This is a genomic window from Arthrobacter senegalensis, from assembly GCF_059091765.1.
Genome location: NZ_JBNHGZ010000001.1, coordinates 363966 through 381282, shown reverse-complemented (window position 1 = coordinate 381282; position 17317 = coordinate 363966). Strand labels below are relative to the sequence as shown.

Below are 17317 nucleotides of genomic sequence, written 5' to 3'. Positions count from 1 at the left end.
GACGACTACTGGCCAGCGACGGATCGAAGATGGGTCGGTTTTTCCACAATCGGGATGCGGGGGCTGGCCGGTGCGAAGACCGGCCGCTAGGGTCGGTGGACACCCTGCCTCAAGTCTCAGCTTCGCGCGGCGGGGGGGTTGCGCCCGAACTCTGAGGGGGGAGAAGGGATGGAGGGACTCCGGATCGTCGAGGGGGAGGTCCGAGAGCTGATCCGCCAACGCGGCCTGGACCCTGTCCGCCAAGGTCCAGAGGTCCGGCGGCTGGTGGAAGCAGCGGTGACCGACTATGACGAACGGTCCTTGCTGGGATCTCTTCCGCCGCTCGGACCCTTGGATGCCGCGCGCAAGCACGTTTTTGACGCCGTGGCCGGATTCGGTCCGTTGCAACCGCTGCTGGACGACCGCTCGATCGAAGAAATCTGGATCAACTCTCCGTCCGAGGTCTATGTAGCCCGAGGCGGCGAATCCGAACTGACGTCCGTCTCGCTCACCCAGCAGCAGGTGGCGGACCTGGTGGAGCGGATGTTGAAGTCGTCCGGCCGCCGCCTGGACTTGTCATCGCCCTTCGTAGATGCGGCTCTTCCGGACGGATCGAGGCTGCATGTTGTCATTCCGGACATCACCCGCCGGCATTGGGCGGTCAACATCAGGAAGTTCATCGCCCGTGCTTCGCGGTTGGAACATCTGGTCGAACTGGGCTCGCTGACGCCGGAAGCATCCCGGTTCCTGGGAGCGGCGGTCAGCAGCGGACTGAACATCCTCGTGTCAGGAGCAACGCAGGCGGGCAAGACCACCATGCTCAACTGCCTGGCTGCCGCTATCGGCAGCCGGGAGCGAGTGGTCACAGTGGAGGAGATCTTTGAACTGCAACTGCCCCTGCGCGACGTCGTGGGGCTGCAGTGCCGGCAACCGAATCTTGAAGGGGAGGGCGCCATACCGCTGCGGCGGCTGGTCAAGGAGGCACTGCGCATGAGGCCCGACCGGCTGATCGTCGGTGAGGTCCGGGAAGCCGAAAGCCTTGACATGCTCGTGGCACTTAACAGCGGGTTACCTGGGATGTGTACCGTCCATGCCAACAGCGCCCACGACGCCATCACCAAGATTTGCACCCTGCCGCTGCTGGCTGGGCAGAACATCTCGTCCGCCTTCGTGGTTCCTACTGTGGCATCGTGCATCGACCTCGTGGTCCACTGTGTCCGCCGGCCAGACGGCAGGAGACAGGTCGCGGAAATCGTTTCGCTGGGCCGACGGGTGGAGAACGGGATTATCGAAACGTCCACCCTGTTCAGCAGCCAGGGCGGCCAACTTGAGGTAAGTCCTTCTGCCAGCCCCGCGGAGGAGAAGTTCGCGCGCGCGGGATATGAAGTCATGCAGCTGTTGGAACCGGTGCCATGACGACGGCGGCCGGGCTCCTTGGCGGCGTGGGACTCTTTTTAATTTGGTGGTCCTGCTGGGAAAAACCGCCCCCGCAGGTGCGGCTGAAGCGGCCGGGGCGGCTCCAGCGGATGATCAGCCAGGCAGGCATCGAGAGGGTGTCGCCGAGCGCGCTGATAGCGAGCTGCGGGGCCATGGCAGCTGCAACTTTCCTGATGGTGTTTGCACTCGCAGCATCCGGTCCCATTGCAGCCTGCTTCGGTTTGTTCGGGGGATGGCTCCCGTTCGCCCTGGTGAGTTGGAGGGCGCGCCGCCGCGCCGCCGTCTTGCGCGAAATCTGGCCGGACGCGGTCGACCACCTCCGGTCGGCCATCCGGGCAGGACTCTCGCTGCCCGAGGCGCTGGTGCAGTTGGGAACGCGAGGCCCGGTGGAGCTGCGGCCGGCCTTCAGCGAATTTGCCTCCGACTACCGAGCGGGCGGGAATTTCGACGACGCGCTGGAGCGGCTCAAAACAAGGCTGTCCGATCCGGTGGCCGACCGCATCGTGGAGGCCCTGCGCTTGACTCGTGAGGTCGGCGGTACCGACTTGGGCAGGTTGCTCGGGACGCTGGCGGATTTCCTCCGCGACAGCGCTCGGACCCGCAGCGAACTGGAGGCCCGCCAATCCTGGACTGTCAACGCCGCTCGGCTCGCCGTTGCTGCCCCTTGGATCATCTTGATGCTGCTGGCTACCCGGCCGGAAGCTGTGGCTGCCTACAACACGACCGTGGGGGCAGCCGTCCTGATGGGCGGGCTCGTGGTGTCGATCGTGTGCTATCGACTGATGCTGCGCATTGGGTTGCTCCCGGAAGAGGAGCGGGTGCTCCGGTGAATCACACAGTTGCAACGGCAGCGCTATTGGGCATCACGTTGGGCGTGGGCCTCTGGCTGACGGTAGTCCGGTTGCCGTTCTTCCGCCGCAGGCGCTTCGCGGAACGGATCGCCCCTCAATTGAGGTCGATCGAGATGAAGTCGCGGCTGCTCGACGGCGGATCGGGAAACATCACCCCGTTTGGCCCCCTGGAACGGATTTTTCGCCCGGTGCTCCGTGACTCGGTCACCTGGCTTGGAAAGTTCAATTTCGGTTCCACCTTGTTGTCCAAGCGGTTGCTGCAGGCCGGACGCAGACAGGGAACCGTCGATTTTCGCGCCGAACAATTGCTGTGGGCGGCGGCGGGACTTGTCATCGGTATTGCGTGGACGATCACTTCGGCGGCAGGAGATTCGCTGGATCCGGTGCTTGCTGTGATTGTCACCTTGGGCCTGGCAGTGGGCGGGTTCATGCTGCGGGATTATCTTTTGAGCGTCCAAATTCGACGCCGTGAGGAAAAGATGCTGGCGGAATTTCCCAGCCTGGCGGAGTTGATGGCACTTGCGGTCAGCGCTGGAGAGAACGCAACGGGAGCACTTGAGAGGATCTGCCGCAGCGCGCAGGGCGAACTCGCCGGTGAATTTGCAGTGGTGCTCGCACAAACGCGATCCGGTACGCCGATGCTGGCGGCGTTGCACGACTTTTCACACCGCACCCGCGTGCCAGCGCTGGTGCGGTTCGTCGACGGGATCACGGTTGCCGTCGAGCGTGGAACTCCGCTGGCGGACGTCCTGCGGGCGCAGGCCCAGGACGTCCGCGACATGGCGAAGCGGAATCTAATGGAGTCGGCCGGAAAGAAGGAGATCGGCATGATGGTTCCGCTGGTTTTCGGGGTGTTGCCGCTGACCGTGCTGTTCGCGGTGTATCCGGGCCTGGCGCTGATCAATCTTGGCTGGTGAAGTCCGCCGATGGAAATTCTCACTGGGGGTAAAAGGGGAAGGATCTACGAAATGATGAAACTCTCGCTCATGTTCACTGTCACGATTTCGCTGTTGTGGAGCGGAGGTCTGGATCGATTACGACGTGCGGTGCAGGCCGAAGATGGCGAACGCGGAGATGTGCCGGGGTGGAGAAGAACATTTACCTACCGCTTTTGCTAGTCGACCTCCAAGTCCTTCCGTATCGCTGCGGTGAGTTCGTCAACGCGAGCCAGCACGTGGCCGATCAGCGTCAAGAGCTTGTCTTCCTCTCCCTTGAGGGCATTCGCAGACTTTTCCGACAAGTTCAGCATCGCTTCTTGGACTTTTTGGGCGGCAGCGATCACGCTGTGAGAGCCGAAGAGTCGCACTCGGAGCAGATCATGATGCAAGCTCGATGCATGCGTTGTTGCCTGTTCGCCTAAAAGGCTATCTGCGTCGAAGGGGCGAGCCGCTTCCAGAAAGTCTGCATAAGCTTGGACCTTCTGATTGCGCTTCCACTGCTTGTGCTCGGTGCTACGCCCAAGGAACGCGCCAAGCCAGCTCCCACCCAGCGCGAATATACCGGTCAGCACGGGGACAGTAAGCGGGAATGATGCCATCATCTCAAACATGGTTACCCCTTAACACCAAGGTCTTTACGCATCTGTTCCTCGAATATTTCGGTGAGTTCAACATAGGTCTTGATATGGCGAGCCACGTCAGGGCGCGTTTGCGTATCCTCGAACAGTGCCGTGGAGAACCACATTAGGCGCGAATGAATCTCCTTGGCCGTGTCAGCGATACTTGTCGGAGCCAGCGCCCGGATCACGGTTGGCCTCGAACACGCAACCAATTGGCTTACTACTTCATCCCGTTCAAGCCCACGCGGGAGTTTCTGGCAGGCTTTGAAAAGTTCTAGCTGCGCGTTCCAAAACGCCGTGTATGCCTTGAGTTTTTCTTGCCGTCGCCAACGCTTGTCCTCAGTTCGCTGCTGCCAGCCGTAGCCGATCAGAGCTGCGACGCCGGTCAGGCCAGCACCAATTAGGATGCCCCAAGCTTCTTCCATGGGTTAAACGTATAGGAGCGACATTCCGCCTCCTGTATGAAGGCGGAGTCTCTTAGTCGTCACGGTCCCATTCGCCTGTGCTTTCATTGAACGTTACCCAGTAGGCAGGCTCGGTGACCGAGGCAGGAACTTGCCTGCGCTCGCCGTGTCGAGGCTGATCAGTAATGCTCTTCATGCTTTTCCTTACGTCGTTCGTATTTCGCACCTTCCACACTACGGAATTGAGTACCCCAAAATCTGAACCCCTAGATAATGCCTAACGGCGTCAACTCCGTTCCGCATGACAACAGGGAATATTGGTCGGCGTGTCTCGACTCATCGGCGTGTCATCTGTAGGGGATGACCAGAAGGTGTTGGTACGGGTTAGGGAACAGCGACGCCCGCCGTTGGAGAGGGCGGAATGTGTCCGGCGGGTTAGTTGCCCCGCATCGCGTGAACAGGGCTTACAGGCCTCCCTGTAGCCTGTGAGGGCCATTTCCCTGCGGGGGGAGCAACTCCTCTTGGCCGGGCGAAGCCCATAAGGACCACACGGTAGAGCTTCCGGGAGGTTCTTCAATGCTCGTTGGGCGATCGATCGCAGAACGATAAGCTTTGTAGTGGTACCTGTTTGTCGATTTGAGGCGGCGAATGTTCGGCCATGAAGCAAAGGCAAGGGCGGACCAACGGACAAAGACCGACTGCGCGAGTAACACGACAGAAGGCCCATGGTTGATTTCATGAGTCCGGAGCAGCGAAGTGCCCACATGGCCAAGATCCGCTCCAAGGACACCAAACCGGAGATGTGTTTGCGCCGCCTGCTTCATGCTCTCGGCTATAGGTACCGGCTCCATGACAGCAAACTTCCCGGGAAGCCGGATCTCGTCTTTGCCAGCCGTAGGAAGGTTATTTTCGTCCATGGCTGTTTTTGGCACGGGCATGATTGCCCGGTCGGATCACGGTTGCCCAAAAGCAATGTCGAATTTTGGGCTAAAAAGCGATGCACTAATCAAGAGCGAGACAAACGGCAGCTAAGAACACTAGAAGATCTTGGCTGGAAGGCCCTAACAGTTTGGGAATGTGAGATTGGCAGTCGAGCCAACCTAATAGACCACGTTGTTAATTTCTTGGACGAAGTCGGGTCAGATTAGAATGCCCTCACTGTAAGGACCTGCTGTCAAATCGTGATATATCGGGCGTGGAAACAGGTCGTCCACATGCTTCTTGTGTACCTTAAATTCTGGACCTCGGTCGCCCTTTGCTCGGGAAATCATGTGATCCATCGTGATGCTCCCGGTGGCCAGCATGGGGGAGAACTGCTGCACGATCGGCCGAGACGTCTGTATGACGGATTGGAAATGGACATATTCAGTATCCCCACGGAAATGCGATTCCCCAGCGACCCAGAAGGTGTCGGCATGCTTATGCGCGAGAGTTTTCCGCAGACCCTCCAATCGCCACGTTGCTGGTCTGGGGATATCGGGCCGATCGGATATCTCATGAAGAAGGTCCGCTGCGTCATCGACTTCGAATCGTAGGCCCTGAGAATTCCAGACTCTTGCACTCACAGTACAGTTCAGCCTCATTTGCCCACGCCTGAAGTACCCGAATTCCCTCAAGAGCGCTTGGGTGGATGGGAGCTGGCTAATGTCCCAATCTGCCACTTGTGAGAAGAGGTTCGACCGGCTGATGCTCTTGCCCCGGGAGGACTTTATCTCGACGCCTCTATAGTCGGGGTTTTTACTTGAGTTCTGCGCGATGCCGAGCTCCGTCTCCATTAGGTGCCCGACACCGGTGGATCCGGACTTGATCATGGGAATGAATCCACGTGCAGAGATTTCGCACATCATCTCTAGCAACTCGTTAAAGACGGCCTCGCGGTCGTCGATCAACGGATTCAACAGCCTGCTGTATGAATCCAACGACGCAGTTGCTTTGGCGAAGTTGACATGGGTCGCGTTGAGCACCCATAAAGCATCGTCCACCCAAAGCGTTACAAGGATGTCATTTGGTGAGCAATACTGACCGAGTTTAGAAAACCAAATCCGGGGATCGCCCTTCTTGCTGATGGGACGGTACAGGGAAGCCTTCGCCGGCATCACGTCGCCGTCATCCGTCAGAACGTAGCCCGGAAGGAATACCTTGCTGAGCTGTCCTTGCGGCTGTATCTCATAGTCGTGGATTCCGTTGCGGCTGAGGAACGAACGATACTCGTTCGTCGCATCCATGATGCCCTTCCCAAGGCCGGTCCCCGTTGGCTCCAGTAGACCGAAGTCCAAACCGAAGCGGGTCAGAAAAGCGATGTTCTCAACTTCAAAGTCATCCAGTTCCCTCACGGCGCGCTGTTTCCCCCAGAATTTCGGCTATACGGTTTCCAACAGCCAAGGATAACCACGGGGATACAGCGTTCCCAACTTGCGAATACTGGGGGACCTCGATTCGCCGTCGATGAGCCCCGGTCGTTTCCTTCCCGAGGAACTCAAAAGCAGTAGGGAATCCCTGAAAACGTGCCATCTCGCGGACGCTGAAGATCCGGGGTTCGACGGGATGAACGTAGTCATCGGGCAGAGTGACTACGGTTCTGGCCGGTTGCGTCCACTTCAACACTTTCTGGGAGTGTTTTTTGGTCGCGAGGTTGATGACGAGATTGCATAGCTCGTCCAGACTGGTAGCCAGTTGAGTCCCATCCGGGGACACGGCGGGAAGTGGGGCGTCCTCCAGATGGGTCTTGACATAAAGCATTGCGTCGGACTCTGGCAGGGACGAAGCCCGGCTAATGACGCGCTGATCTAGATTGCTGGTGGCAAGGTACTGGTAGAGGCGGAACCGTTCCATCGTCCTCGCCGTGTGGTTGCGAGGAACGTGATTGTGCTCTTCCCTAGCTGGCTTCAGTCGGAGTTTCCAATCCGGGCGGCGCAGTTCGCGCAGATATTCCTTGTTGCGCTTCCCGCTGCCCATCGGGGCATGGGGTGACAGGTCTGCGATGGCATCAGCCACCGTCCGCACGTCGTCGCTGGAGACGGTGGGCACCGGGGCTAGAGCCGGAAGTGGGTACAAGAGTTTGTCGGTGAAGTCCGACTTCCAAAGCTTGCCGCTGCTTTCGATCCCACAATCCAGAGCGATATCGTTCCGCACAGCAATGATCATCAGGCGCGGCCGGTGCTGTGGGGCACCGTAGTGCATAGCATTGACATGGACACCCTGCACCGTATAGCCCGGCTCCGTTTCGGCAAGAGCCTGCTGGAGTTGCACGAAGGATGATTCTTCTTGAGAGCTGAACTTCTGGTTCATGCCGACGACGTTTTCGATCACCACAGCTTTGGGCTGAGTGCGCGCCACGAACTCTAGGTACTCCCACGGGAGTTTGTTGCGCACGTCATCCGGGTTCCTTCGTCCGGCTAGCGAAAATCCTTGGCATGGAGGGCCGCCTACGACAAGGTCAACGCCCGTCAATGCCAAATCACGCATGACCTGATCTTCGTCCAGCAAAGCACTTAGCTCCTTGACCAGAACGCCGCGCTCAACCTGATCTGCGACGGATGAAGCGACGTACCGATCCCATGCCCTTATGTCTGACGCGTCGTCAATGAGGTTATGGAAGAACGTCCTTGCCGCCATGTCGGACTTCTCAACGGCGACGACCAGTTCCCCTCCCGCGCGTTCGATACCGAGGGAAAGGCCACCACAACCGGAAAATAGGTCTACGTACTTCATCACCCGTCCATTGTGCCGTACGGGAAGGACAATTTCCAGGAGCCTGTACGCGACGCGGCGATCCTAGTTCCCATGCTGCCCACCTCTCCTCAGAGCTGCCTTGGCCGACAGGCCAAGCGTGGCCCGGCGGCCCCACGGCTTCTCCCTGTGGCGCATCTCATGAAGCCCCGCGCGCCTCGGGCTTTAGCGAGTGATATTGGGCTCCTACGCAGTCCTCCGCGCGGCGCTTACGCCCGAGGAGCACAGCCCGTCCGCCTAAGGGGCTCCCTATAATCGCCGGAAGCGGCAGCGTAATGGCCTCTGTTCACTTGCCCAGACCGCCTTCTAGCGCTGACAGCCGACGGTACAGAGTGGCCCGTGACATGCCTAAGTCTCTTGCAACTTGCGCCGCTGGCTCCCCGCCGTCGATTAGTCGGCGTGCATTGCGGATCTGACGGTCACTGAACTGTTCCCGCCTTCCGCCAAGATCCTTGCCTGCGGCCCGGCGCTTGCTCACGCTGTCGTTGATGCGTTCGCGTTTGATGTCCAGCTCCATCTGGGCCAGCGCGGACATGACGGTGAAGACCATCTGCCCAGTAGGTGTCTTGGTGTCCACGTCCCCACCACCGAGGTTGAGCACACGCAACCCCGCACCGCGATCCTTAAGGCCATCCGCCAGTATCAGCATGTTCTGAGTGGACCGGCCGAGACGGTCCAGTGTCGTGATGACCAATGTGTCGCCGTCATGCAGAGCAGCGATAGCTTTATCCAATTCCGGGCGCGAGGCCTTGCCCCCGCTGATGCCGTGGTCGATGTACAAATCATCCCGTCGCACGCCAACGGCCAGCAGGTCTTGTTCCTGACGATCGGTGTCTTGCGCCTTAGTCGACACCCTCGCGTAACCAATCAGCTTTCCCATGTCCCGTACCCCTGCCCTCGAAGTGTCTCGCAACCGTGTTTGCTTACATGGAATGTAACAGATACTTGCGAGACATACTAACGAAACACTTTGACCGCACGTACAGATGGTCAATTTGTCTCATAACTGAGGTGTCTTAAATCCCTTGGGTTAAGAGACAAGTCTCGTGGAACCGCTGTTTCTCACGTCCCACTAGAACCGCAGCCCGCATTCGGCCCCTGTGCACTGCCAATGGGCCGTTCTGCCATCAGGGCCGAACTCGACAACGCACCCAGCGTAGAAAGCTGAGCGTTCCTCTTCTTGGTCGTCAGGAAGAACAAGGCCATAAATGATTGGGAGTGCTGGTGAACCGCAGGCGGGACATCGGGCGTTCTTCCCTCTAGCTGTTCTGATACTCATAGCCCGCCCTTCCTCGATTTAGAAGCAGTTCGTGTTGGATATGTACCAGAAATTGAGCGTGAAAGTTTTGTAAGGGCTTGCGGGCCGCACGCTCGAAGGGGAGACGCTGCTGTTTGCACTGCCACGCGGCAGCAACTCATGGGACTTGCCAACTCATGGGACTTAAATTGCTCATGAGTCTATATAGGCGCAGCGCTGACACGGAGGAAAATTTTGTAACCACTCAGAGAAGTCACGTGAGGGGAAGCCTGTGTCAGCCCCTCATGGAATTTCTCATGGAGAAATGTTTGTAACCTGTGCGGTGGCCAAGGAGGAAACTTTAGTGCGGGCGCTGGAGGTCTCCCGGTAGGTGGTTCTCCGCCCATGCAAGTTTTTGGACTAAAATATACACTTGTCCACCTGAAAAACACCGGCTTTGCTCGTACGCTCGGTCCTTCTGGTGAGGATGAGAGAGACGACTGAGAAAGGTTTTCGCTTCAGTCGTCATTTGGTGTTATTCAGCTATTTTTGCCTATTCCCATCTGGTCCAGCGCTATCATCAGGCTGGCCTCTTCCGAGAAGCCTCCGGCGACCCTCCGCCAGTGCTCTTGAAGGATGTATGGGTTCCCGCGGTGCTTGATGACTTCGTATGCTTCGTTGATTGACATGATGCGCTCCAAGAGCTTGTAGTGATGGAAGCGTCGTACATCGTTGCGTCGTTTGGTGGTGCCTAACTCGCCTATGTCTAAGTCGAGTTCTGCAACCTCTTAGGCAGATGAAAAACTTTTTCAACTGTTTCTTTTTTCAGACCTATAGAGATACATATATGAGTTAGACAGTTAGGCAGTAGTAGTAAAATCCTTGTAAATAAAGGGAAGGAGGGTGCCTTGGTCCATGACTAAGTGGTGCCTAAGCACCCTCCAAATGACTCACTAGAAGTGCACCGGCTCGCAGTCCCAAGCCATCGATCCCTGTTTGGAGTCGAACCGGAACCGATAGAAGGTGTCCTTGACGCCGTTGTGCCTAACTTGGCCGAGACCTTCGGCGGTGACACCTAGGCGCTTCCAGTCGGTCGATGCCCTGCGGAGGGCAGCGGCAAGTTTGGCTCCTGTGTTGATCGGAGCCTTTTTCTCACCGGCTACCGTCTTCATGGCCTCATCAAACAAGGTGCCTCGGTATGCTTCCAAGATCGACTTCACCGGAAGCATGGCCTCATAAACGCCGTCGCCAACATGGTTCTCACGGAGGACGACCATGAAGCGGATGGTTTCGAACAGGGGATCGTCCAGCGCTTCGGCACTCATGGAATCCAGCGAGTCCACGTAAGCCTGTATGGCTGTGCCGCCCATTTCCCACATCTGATCGATGGCACCCAGCACGCGGACATAATCGACCATGCGGCCCATGTGCGGCTCCAGCGGCGGAAGCTCCGGAATGCGCTTCAATACCTCGCATGCAATCGTCAGGAGTGCTCCGAGTATGTCCGGATGGGAAGCCTTGAGCGCGGCCTCAATCTGAGCGTGCGAACGAATCTCACGGCTCGGATTCGGCTTCAGTTCGATCCTGACGCCGCGTGTCTTGAGGTCGCCTCGGAGGTCTCCGGAAGTGATGCCGTTGACCAGAAGCGAGGATTCCAGCGTCAGCTTCACGACATCGGAGTCAGTGCGGAGCTTGCGCTTGGCGTACTCGATACCGTCGATGGCTTGGCACATGAAGTCGGAGGTAGACGCGTTGATGTCCGAAATATTGTTGTAGACCGTGAGGCGCTGACCAGCCATTGTCACGGCTACGTCGTCCGGGCGGTTCGGGACTTCAATGCCCTTGTTGTACTTGCCCTCTACTGCGAACGCGACGGCGGCTGTCGCGGTTGTTTTGCCGGATTGAGCCTCGCTGAACAGGAGCATGATGGGCGCCACGTATCCGGGGATAAGGTGCGTGACCATGTAGGCCACCAGCAGCGGCCACTCTTCCTCGGAGACGTTGAAGTACGGCCGTAGGTGCTGAGCCAGCACATAGCGGGATGATTCCAGCGGCACATCTGACGGGATGGGCAGCGCGGAAGTTTCGGCAGTGCGGCGGAAGATGCGGCCCTCTGAGACGGCGGGGCCGCTCATCTCCAGCTTCCAGCCGGTCGGGCCGAAGGCAATAGCATTGCCGCTCCCGCGTGCAAGATCCAGCCAGCAGGTTCCGGCATCGTCAGCGAGCGAGCGGAGATGGAGTGAGAAGACATTCAAGGAGAATGCACATTCGGAACGTACGGCTTCCAGCGCCCAACTGACTTCCGGAGTCTTCGGGACGGTTCCGGTGACGTTCTTGTATTCGCGTCCGACCCAGTGACGCAGTCGCTCTGAATCCAGCAGCCATGCATCACGGCTCCAGCCCTGACGCCTGTCCACAAGGAAGAGTTCCCCGCCCTCGGTGCGGCAGAAGTGGAACGAGTCCTTAACGAGGTTGAACATCACGTCGGACGGTTCGCCAGACAGTGCGGCATCCTCGCCGCCTGACAGGTACTTGTCTAGGAAGTCGGAAACGTTGCCGGCGTGGCCGTCTGCCACTGTGTCGGCCACACGCTGACCGTTCGGAATCTTCAGTACGCTGACACCGCCGCCAGCAGCGACGACGTAGCCGGTCAGTTCGGAGATGTAGTTCTGTATTTTCTTACTCTGCGTGAGCGTTGCGGGGAAGGCCACAATAACCCGCATCGCGTTAAGCTCCATGTCCCATAGGCCTATGCCTCTGGAATTGGTCCACCCTGTCAGCGGTTCCCCGTTGTCGAGACTGACGACGTATCCGCCGTGGGAGAATCCCTCCTCAACGGCTTTGGCGTCAGCTTCGGATGCTACTAGCCAAATTTTCTTGAATACGTGGGTGGCACCGATGTTGAATTCGGTGTTCTGTACTTTCGTTGCCATGTCTGGCCTTTCATGTTTCTAAATGTCTGCAATTGCTTCCTCCTGTAGTTGATTTGTCCTTGGGGACTTACGTAATGCCCCTGCTAAGCGTGGTACAATTAGTGGTACATAGTTGTGCCTTTCATGTTTCGGGAATCCCGCCAGCCCTCCCGCTGGCGGGATTCCTATTTCTCCAGTTGTGCTACTTCATTCCTAAGTTCCTGCTTCAGCGCTTCGGCCTCAGCAATCTTGGCGTGGAAGCGCTCTATGCGTGTTTCCGTTGCAGACAGGCGGTAACGCGCCACTATTAGCGGCGTCCTCTGATGGGTTCCTCTTGGCATCTTCTGCCCTTTCGTGGTGTGTTGAATCGATATATCTATTATATCAGCCCCGAATAGCATGTATGTAAGTATTCTGTCAAGCTCCGTGACTGAATCGTTATGAGACAGTCCTTAAACGAAAACAACCACGTCGTCCTCTGTTAGGAGGAGCGAAACGTGGTTGGTTCCCTTATTTTACGCGACGTTTACTGTTTCACCAAATCCAGCGAAACTCCATGTTCCTTCAGGACAGCCTCCATCCTCAGAAGCTCCTCCGGTGACGCTTCCGGCACGTCTTGACTCAACTCCAGCAGGCTGAAATAAAGCGGTGTGGGCTTAAGGCCGATGTACGCGCCAGAGAAGCGCTTGCCCTGTGGGGATCGCTTGACAATGACCTCCTCGAAAAGAGCTTGAATTACGCGACGCTTGCGGTCCATGGCCAGCCGTTCCCAGCGGCCCCAGAGTGCCTCCGGCCCGTCCTTTACCATGTCTTCCACCACAAACGCGAAAACTTCTGTCTTTTCGTATTCCAATAGAGCGGCCTCGATTTCGGCCATGGTCTCCCTGTGCTTGGCCTCGCGTCCGGTGATGACCTTTACCGAGAGCATGGCCTCTCCCGCCTCAGTCAGGAACGCGTCGTGCTCTTTGGTTAGCCCCAGCTTCCGCTTCCGTAGCGCGGCCATGCCCTGCCCCCGCGTCCCCGGATTGAGCAAGGCGTCAGCGCCCGAGTACACCAGCAGATGTAGGAACTTCTCCACGACATACTTCTCAAGCGGCTCGGCTGTACGCCCGATGTGCTTCGGTGTAGGGCACTTGTAGGCACGGGGTGAACCTTTGCCGCCGCGATAGGAGATATTCATTCCGCGTCCGCACTCCGGTTCGCCGCATTTGGCTATACCGGTAAGTAGGTGTGTATCCGCACGTGTGTTGCTGACACCCCGTTTGCCGGTGCGCTTTTCGTTGATGAGGGTTTGGATGTGGTTCCACGTATCCTCATCCAGCAGCGGCGTCCACTCCTTTAGCTTGTAGAGGGTTCCCTCGTACTCCTGCAGGCCGATAAGGCGGGGCCTCAGGAAGTAATTCCGAACGGTGCCGGAAGTCCACGCCCTACCGCCTTGCCTGCCGGTTTTGGGAGGCAATAGTCCACGTTCGTTCCAATCCTTGGCCACCTGCCAGAACGTAGTTTCTTCAGCAGCAAGAGCTTTGGCGGCTTCCTGCACGGCTTCGGCCTCTTTGCCCACCCATTCACCCTTCCGAGTCTGCCCGAATGGACGGATGCTTCCACGATACTTACCGGCCTTGGCGTCCCGAAGCGTGGCCAGCTTCTGCCGTTCCGATTTCTTCTGGCCTTCGGCCTCATCGATGGCAGTACGGAAGATAGTTAGCATGCCGGAATCTGCTGTGCTGAAGTCCAGCCGCCCTCCGTCAGTCATGTAGCCAGTGATGCCAGCGGCCTTTATACGGAGGGTATCGAGTACGCCACGTGAAAGCCGGTCCTGTTTGAAGGCCACCACTATGGGCGGTGCATCGGCAAGCAGCTTCTCAAAGCCGGGACGCTCAGCACCGGATACAGCGCTGATGGAGTTATCCCGATAGATAGTGCCAAGATTCCAACCTTTGCCCTCTATATAGGCCTTGCATGCTTCCACCTGTGCGGCAACTGACTTGCCTTCCTCGGCGGTGCCCTTGCGTTTGTCTTGGCTAAGCCTTGCGTAAATCGCTGCTGTGGTCACGTGAATAAGGGTACCTAAATATTGCATGGTGGGTGATGATCACCTTGATGTCGGCCGTGCTCGTGGCCGGCATTCTGGCGCTGGCCAAACCGGCCCTGGAAGGACTGTTTAATGACGCCATCGGCCGCGTGACCCAGCCCTGACATGGAGTCGAGCGACAGTGCCCGCGGAGTGCGGCCGTCCACCGCTTCCCGCGTCGGCAGCGGTTCCAGTCCGGGCCGGGACCGTTCCGATCGAGGCTCCGCGAGTGTGGACTTCGTGTTGGTGGGCGGTGTCCTCACCCTGATATTCGTGTCGATCATGCAGTTGAGCCTGGTCCTGCACGTGCGCAACACGCTCATCGACGCCGCGGGGTCGGGTGCACGCTACGGAACCTTGGCCGATCGAGGCGCCGCCGACGCGCACGAAAGGACGGTTGACCTGATCTCAGCTTCGCTGACCGACACTTACGGCCAAGACGTCCACGTTGAAGAGATCGTCCGGTCCGGCGTCCCCGCATTACGGGTCACCGTCCGGGCTCCACTGCCTGCGCTCGGACTGATCGGCCCCCAGGGTGCGCTGGAAGTCCAGGGCCATGCGGCTCTTCCGCGCTGACAGGGCAACACCCGGGGCGCCGGGCTCAGGGGCTGCCCGGGCCCATCCCGAAACTTGCCGAAGGGGTACGGTGACTGGCCTTCGTATGAGGCTGAAGGACTGCCTGCAGGGGAAGGATCCGGAACGGGGGAGCGCCGTCGTCGAATTCGTGTTCCTTGGCACGCTTCTCCTGATTCCGGTGGTCTATTTCGTCATCGCGGTCTCACAGGTGCAGGCCGCGTCGTTCGCCGTCGTGAATGCCGCGGACCAAGCGGCGAAAGTGTATGCGGGGTCGGATGAGGCCGCACCTGCTGGCCAGGCCGCGCAGCAGGCGGCGCTCTTGGCTGCCGAGGACTTCGGATTTGGCATGGAGCGTGTGGATATCAGGATTAGCTGCGGCAATGGAGCGTGCTTGGAAGCGGGCTCTTGGGTCACCACGGAAGTTTCGATTTCGATCCCGTTGCCGTTGCTGGACGGCACGGGCCTCACCATGGCGACGGTGACCTCCTCGGCGACCCAGATAGTGGAACGTTACCGATGATGCCCGAAAGACCTTCAGACGCCCGGACGGCCCGTCGCATCAACTACGCGGGAAGCCGAAGGGAGAGCAACGACGATGAGGGCCAGGTGCTGGTTCTGCTCATCGGCTTTGTGTTGCTGAGCCTGTTGATCCTGACCGTGGTGATGGGGGCGTCCGCCGTGTATGTCGAGCGGAAGAAGCTGCTGTCGGTTGCGGATGGGGCTGCGTTGGCTGCCGCGGACACTTTCGCCCTGGCCGACGTCGAGACGGCCTCGGGGGTGCCGGTGCCGACGCTGGACGACGGTTCCGTGAGGGGATCCGTCTCACGGTATCTGTCCGACACGGGTGCGTACGGGAGGTTTGACCAGTTGACCGTAGGCGGCGACACGGGCTCCCCGGAACAGCGCACGGCGCACGTGGTGCTGAGTGCGGTCGTCAGGCCGCCCGTTGTCAACTTCCTCGTTCCGGCAGGCATACCGATTACCGTTTCAAGCGACGCGCGCTCGGAACTCAGACGCTGAGGTTCCAGCCCGAAGTCTGCCGGGCGCCGATGAGCAACTGGCCCACCTGGCCGCTTGTCCCCTAGAAGGGCATCACGGTGGTCAGGTAACCGTAGTACCGGCCCGGGACCGGTCGCAGGGGGTCACCGATGAACCCATACTGGGGATTCTCTTGGTTGTACTCCGCGACCGCTGCGCGGAATTGCTCTATCACGGCCGTCCCATCGCCATGGCAGACTCCGCTCTCCAGGCACCGAGCCACCGAACCGGCGACGATCGGACTGGAGAAGCTGGTGCCGTGTGAGTTCGCGTACCGGTCGCCCGGCACCGTAGAGGTCATGCACACGCCGGGGGCCGCAACGGTGTGCTCCTGGTCGGCAGGCTGGGTGGCGAAGTTGGAGAAGAGGGCAAACTCGTCGTCGGGGGTGGGAAAAGGGTATCCGCTGCAGCTCGCTGTTGCCGTACCGCCGGGGCGGCCGTCGAAGTCAGCCATGGCGGTGGCGGTGAGCACCTCGTCATACGCGGCCGGAACAGTGTTCGAGAAGTCCGCGGTCTCGTTGCCGGCGGCGACCGTCCAGACCACCCCCTGCTCGGCGCCCTGGCAAATCATCTGGTGCAGGGGATCGACCCCGTTGCCGCAGGTTCCCTGCTCTTGGCCGGGGCTGCCGATGCTGATGTTCGCCACCCTGATGTCGTTGCCTGGGTCCTCGTCCGTGTGAGTGGAGACCACCCAGTCGGCGCCGCAGAGTAGGGCACTTTCTGTGATGGTGCCGTCGTCTGCGATAACCCGGACGGACCACAGCGGGGCGCCGCTCGCGGTGCCGATGATCCCGGCGTTGTTGTTCTTCGCGCCAAGGATCCCGGCGACCATGGTTCCGTGCCCGAACAGGTCGACGGGAGCCACCTCGACCGGAGTGCCGGACGAGCAGTCCACCCCGCCGCGCACGTTCAAGTCCGGATGGGTGCTGTCGATACCGGTGTCGATCACGGCGGCGTTGACCGTAATCTTAAGGCCGTCCTCGGCCGCCTCCTCTGGTGTGCCGCCGACCCGCAGCCACCCGGGCGGGAGGAATTCGGCGCCGCTGGTTCCGTTATTCTCGCCGGTCACGTTTTCCGGCAACGCGAATTGCCGCTCGGGCGCAACATATTTAACGGCCGGGTCGGCGGCGAGCTGCTGCGCCTCCGAGGCCGTCATGGTGCCGGAGTATCCCTTCAGCGCGTGTTCGTAGGTGTTGGACCGCGTAAACCCGTACTTCTCCCCGTGGGCCGTGGCGGTGGAACCGACATTCCCGATGCTGTCCTTGAGGACGACCGTGTAGCCGTGTTCTTCCCCCGCGGCGGCGCTCGCGGCGGCGGCCCCCGCTGCGCCAGATCCAGCGGCAGCAGGTCCGCCGGCGGCGGCTGGTCCGGAAGCGGCGACGGCGGTTGCTGCGGCCAGCACGAGCGCGCCGAAGACCCCCAGGATTCTTCGCGATGTGGTTGACCGCGGGCCGTCCTGCTGGCTTTCGGGCTTCTGCCTCTTCCGCAGGCCCTGAACAGATCCGTGACTTTGACTGGGCATTGC

The 17317-nt window shown here is 59.5% G+C and carries 17 protein-coding genes; 8 read left to right on the top strand and 9 right to left on the bottom strand.

Annotated elements, in window-relative coordinates; genetic code table 11:
- Positions 1-168: 168 nt before the first annotated feature.
- The 4 genes from AC5RVG_RS01755 to AC5RVG_RS01740 are packed head-to-tail and all read left to right on the top strand — an operon-like array spanning position 169 to position 3385.
- A complete protein-coding gene (locus AC5RVG_RS01755; RefSeq protein ID WP_494012491.1) occupies positions 169-1395 on the top strand; it encodes a TadA family conjugal transfer-associated ATPase in 1227 nt (408 codons plus the stop codon).
- Positions 1392-2246, top strand: a complete 855-nt coding sequence (locus AC5RVG_RS01750) for a type II secretion system F family protein (protein ID WP_494012490.1) — start codon at positions 1392-1394, stop codon at positions 2244-2246. The genes AC5RVG_RS01755 and AC5RVG_RS01750 overlap by 4 nt, the downstream gene beginning before the upstream one ends.
- On the top strand, positions 2243-3184 hold the full coding sequence (locus AC5RVG_RS01745) for a type II secretion system F family protein (protein WP_494012489.1): 942 nt from the start codon (positions 2243-2245) through the stop codon (positions 3182-3184). The genes AC5RVG_RS01750 and AC5RVG_RS01745 overlap by 4 nt, the downstream gene beginning before the upstream one ends.
- A gap of 51 nt (positions 3185-3235) precedes the next feature.
- Positions 3236-3385 carry a hypothetical protein gene (locus AC5RVG_RS01740; RefSeq protein WP_494012488.1) on the top strand — a complete coding sequence of 50 codons (150 nt, stop codon included), beginning with the start codon at positions 3236-3238 and terminating at the stop codon, positions 3383-3385.
- On the opposite strand, the gene AC5RVG_RS01735 is transcribed toward AC5RVG_RS01740, so the two are convergent.
- The gene (locus AC5RVG_RS01735) at positions 3382-3816 is read right to left on the bottom strand and encodes a hypothetical protein (protein WP_494012487.1); all 435 of its coding nucleotides are present in this window, start codon (positions 3814-3816) and stop codon (positions 3382-3384) included. The genes AC5RVG_RS01740 and AC5RVG_RS01735 overlap by 4 nt on opposite strands.
- Positions 3817-3818: 2 nt before the next feature.
- Positions 3819-4250 carry a hypothetical protein gene (locus tag AC5RVG_RS01730; RefSeq protein WP_494012486.1) on the bottom strand — a complete coding sequence of 144 codons (432 nt, stop codon included), beginning with the start codon at positions 4248-4250 and terminating at the stop codon, positions 3819-3821.
- Between the two features lie 704 nt (positions 4251-4954).
- On the opposite strand from AC5RVG_RS01730, the gene AC5RVG_RS01725 reads away from it, so the two are divergent.
- Positions 4955-5377, top strand: a complete 423-nt coding sequence (locus tag AC5RVG_RS01725) for a very short patch repair endonuclease (RefSeq protein ID WP_494012485.1) — start codon at positions 4955-4957, stop codon at positions 5375-5377.
- Here AC5RVG_RS01725 and AC5RVG_RS01720 read toward each other — a convergent pair.
- The 6 genes from AC5RVG_RS01720 to AC5RVG_RS01695 form a co-directional block, all read right to left on the bottom strand.
- A complete protein-coding gene (locus AC5RVG_RS01720; protein WP_494012484.1) occupies positions 5369-6562 on the bottom strand; it encodes an MvaI/BcnI family restriction endonuclease in 1194 nt (397 codons plus the stop codon). The two genes, AC5RVG_RS01725 and AC5RVG_RS01720, sit on opposite strands and share 9 nt — an antisense overlap.
- Entirely contained in the window at positions 6546-7940 is a 1395-nt protein-coding gene (locus AC5RVG_RS01715) for a DNA cytosine methyltransferase (RefSeq protein WP_494012993.1), read from the bottom strand. The genes AC5RVG_RS01720 and AC5RVG_RS01715 overlap by 17 nt, the downstream gene beginning before the upstream one ends.
- A 304-nt stretch (positions 7941-8244) precedes the next feature.
- Positions 8245-8838 carry a recombinase family protein gene (locus tag AC5RVG_RS01710; protein ID WP_494012483.1) on the bottom strand — a complete coding sequence of 198 codons (594 nt, stop codon included), beginning with the start codon at positions 8836-8838 and terminating at the stop codon, positions 8245-8247.
- Between the two features lie 896 nt (positions 8839-9734).
- Positions 9735-9884, bottom strand: coding sequence for a hypothetical protein (locus AC5RVG_RS01705; protein WP_494012482.1), 150 nt, complete (start codon positions 9882-9884; stop codon positions 9735-9737).
- A 264-nt stretch (positions 9885-10148) separates the two neighbouring features.
- Positions 10149-12128, bottom strand: coding sequence for an AICE element replication initiation protein (locus tag AC5RVG_RS01700; RefSeq protein ID WP_494012481.1), 1980 nt, complete (start codon positions 12126-12128; stop codon positions 10149-10151).
- A gap of 505 nt (positions 12129-12633) precedes the next feature.
- Positions 12634-14160, bottom strand: coding sequence for a recombinase family protein (locus AC5RVG_RS01695; RefSeq protein ID WP_494012480.1), 1527 nt, complete (start codon positions 14158-14160; stop codon positions 12634-12636).
- Between the two features lie 249 nt (positions 14161-14409).
- Between AC5RVG_RS01695 and AC5RVG_RS01690 the strand changes: the two genes are divergently transcribed.
- The 3 genes from AC5RVG_RS01690 to AC5RVG_RS01680 all read left to right on the top strand — a co-directional run bounded on the left by AC5RVG_RS01690 (position 14410) and on the right by AC5RVG_RS01680 (position 15774).
- The gene (locus AC5RVG_RS01690) at positions 14410-14754 is read left to right on the top strand and encodes a TadE family protein (RefSeq protein ID WP_494012479.1); all 345 of its coding nucleotides are present in this window, start codon (positions 14410-14412) and stop codon (positions 14752-14754) included.
- 85 nt (positions 14755-14839) lie between these two features.
- Positions 14840-15274, top strand: coding sequence for a hypothetical protein (locus tag AC5RVG_RS01685; protein WP_494012478.1), 435 nt, complete (start codon positions 14840-14842; stop codon positions 15272-15274).
- Positions 15271-15774, top strand: a complete 504-nt coding sequence (locus AC5RVG_RS01680) for a pilus assembly protein TadG-related protein (protein ID WP_494012477.1) — start codon at positions 15271-15273, stop codon at positions 15772-15774. The genes AC5RVG_RS01685 and AC5RVG_RS01680 overlap by 4 nt, the downstream gene beginning before the upstream one ends.
- Before the next feature lie 61 nt (positions 15775-15835).
- Here the strand turns inward: AC5RVG_RS01680 and AC5RVG_RS01675 are convergent, their stop codons facing one another.
- Positions 15836-17314, bottom strand: coding sequence for a S8 family peptidase (locus tag AC5RVG_RS01675; protein WP_494012476.1), 1479 nt, complete (start codon positions 17312-17314; stop codon positions 15836-15838).
- Positions 17315-17317 lie beyond the last annotated feature (3 nt).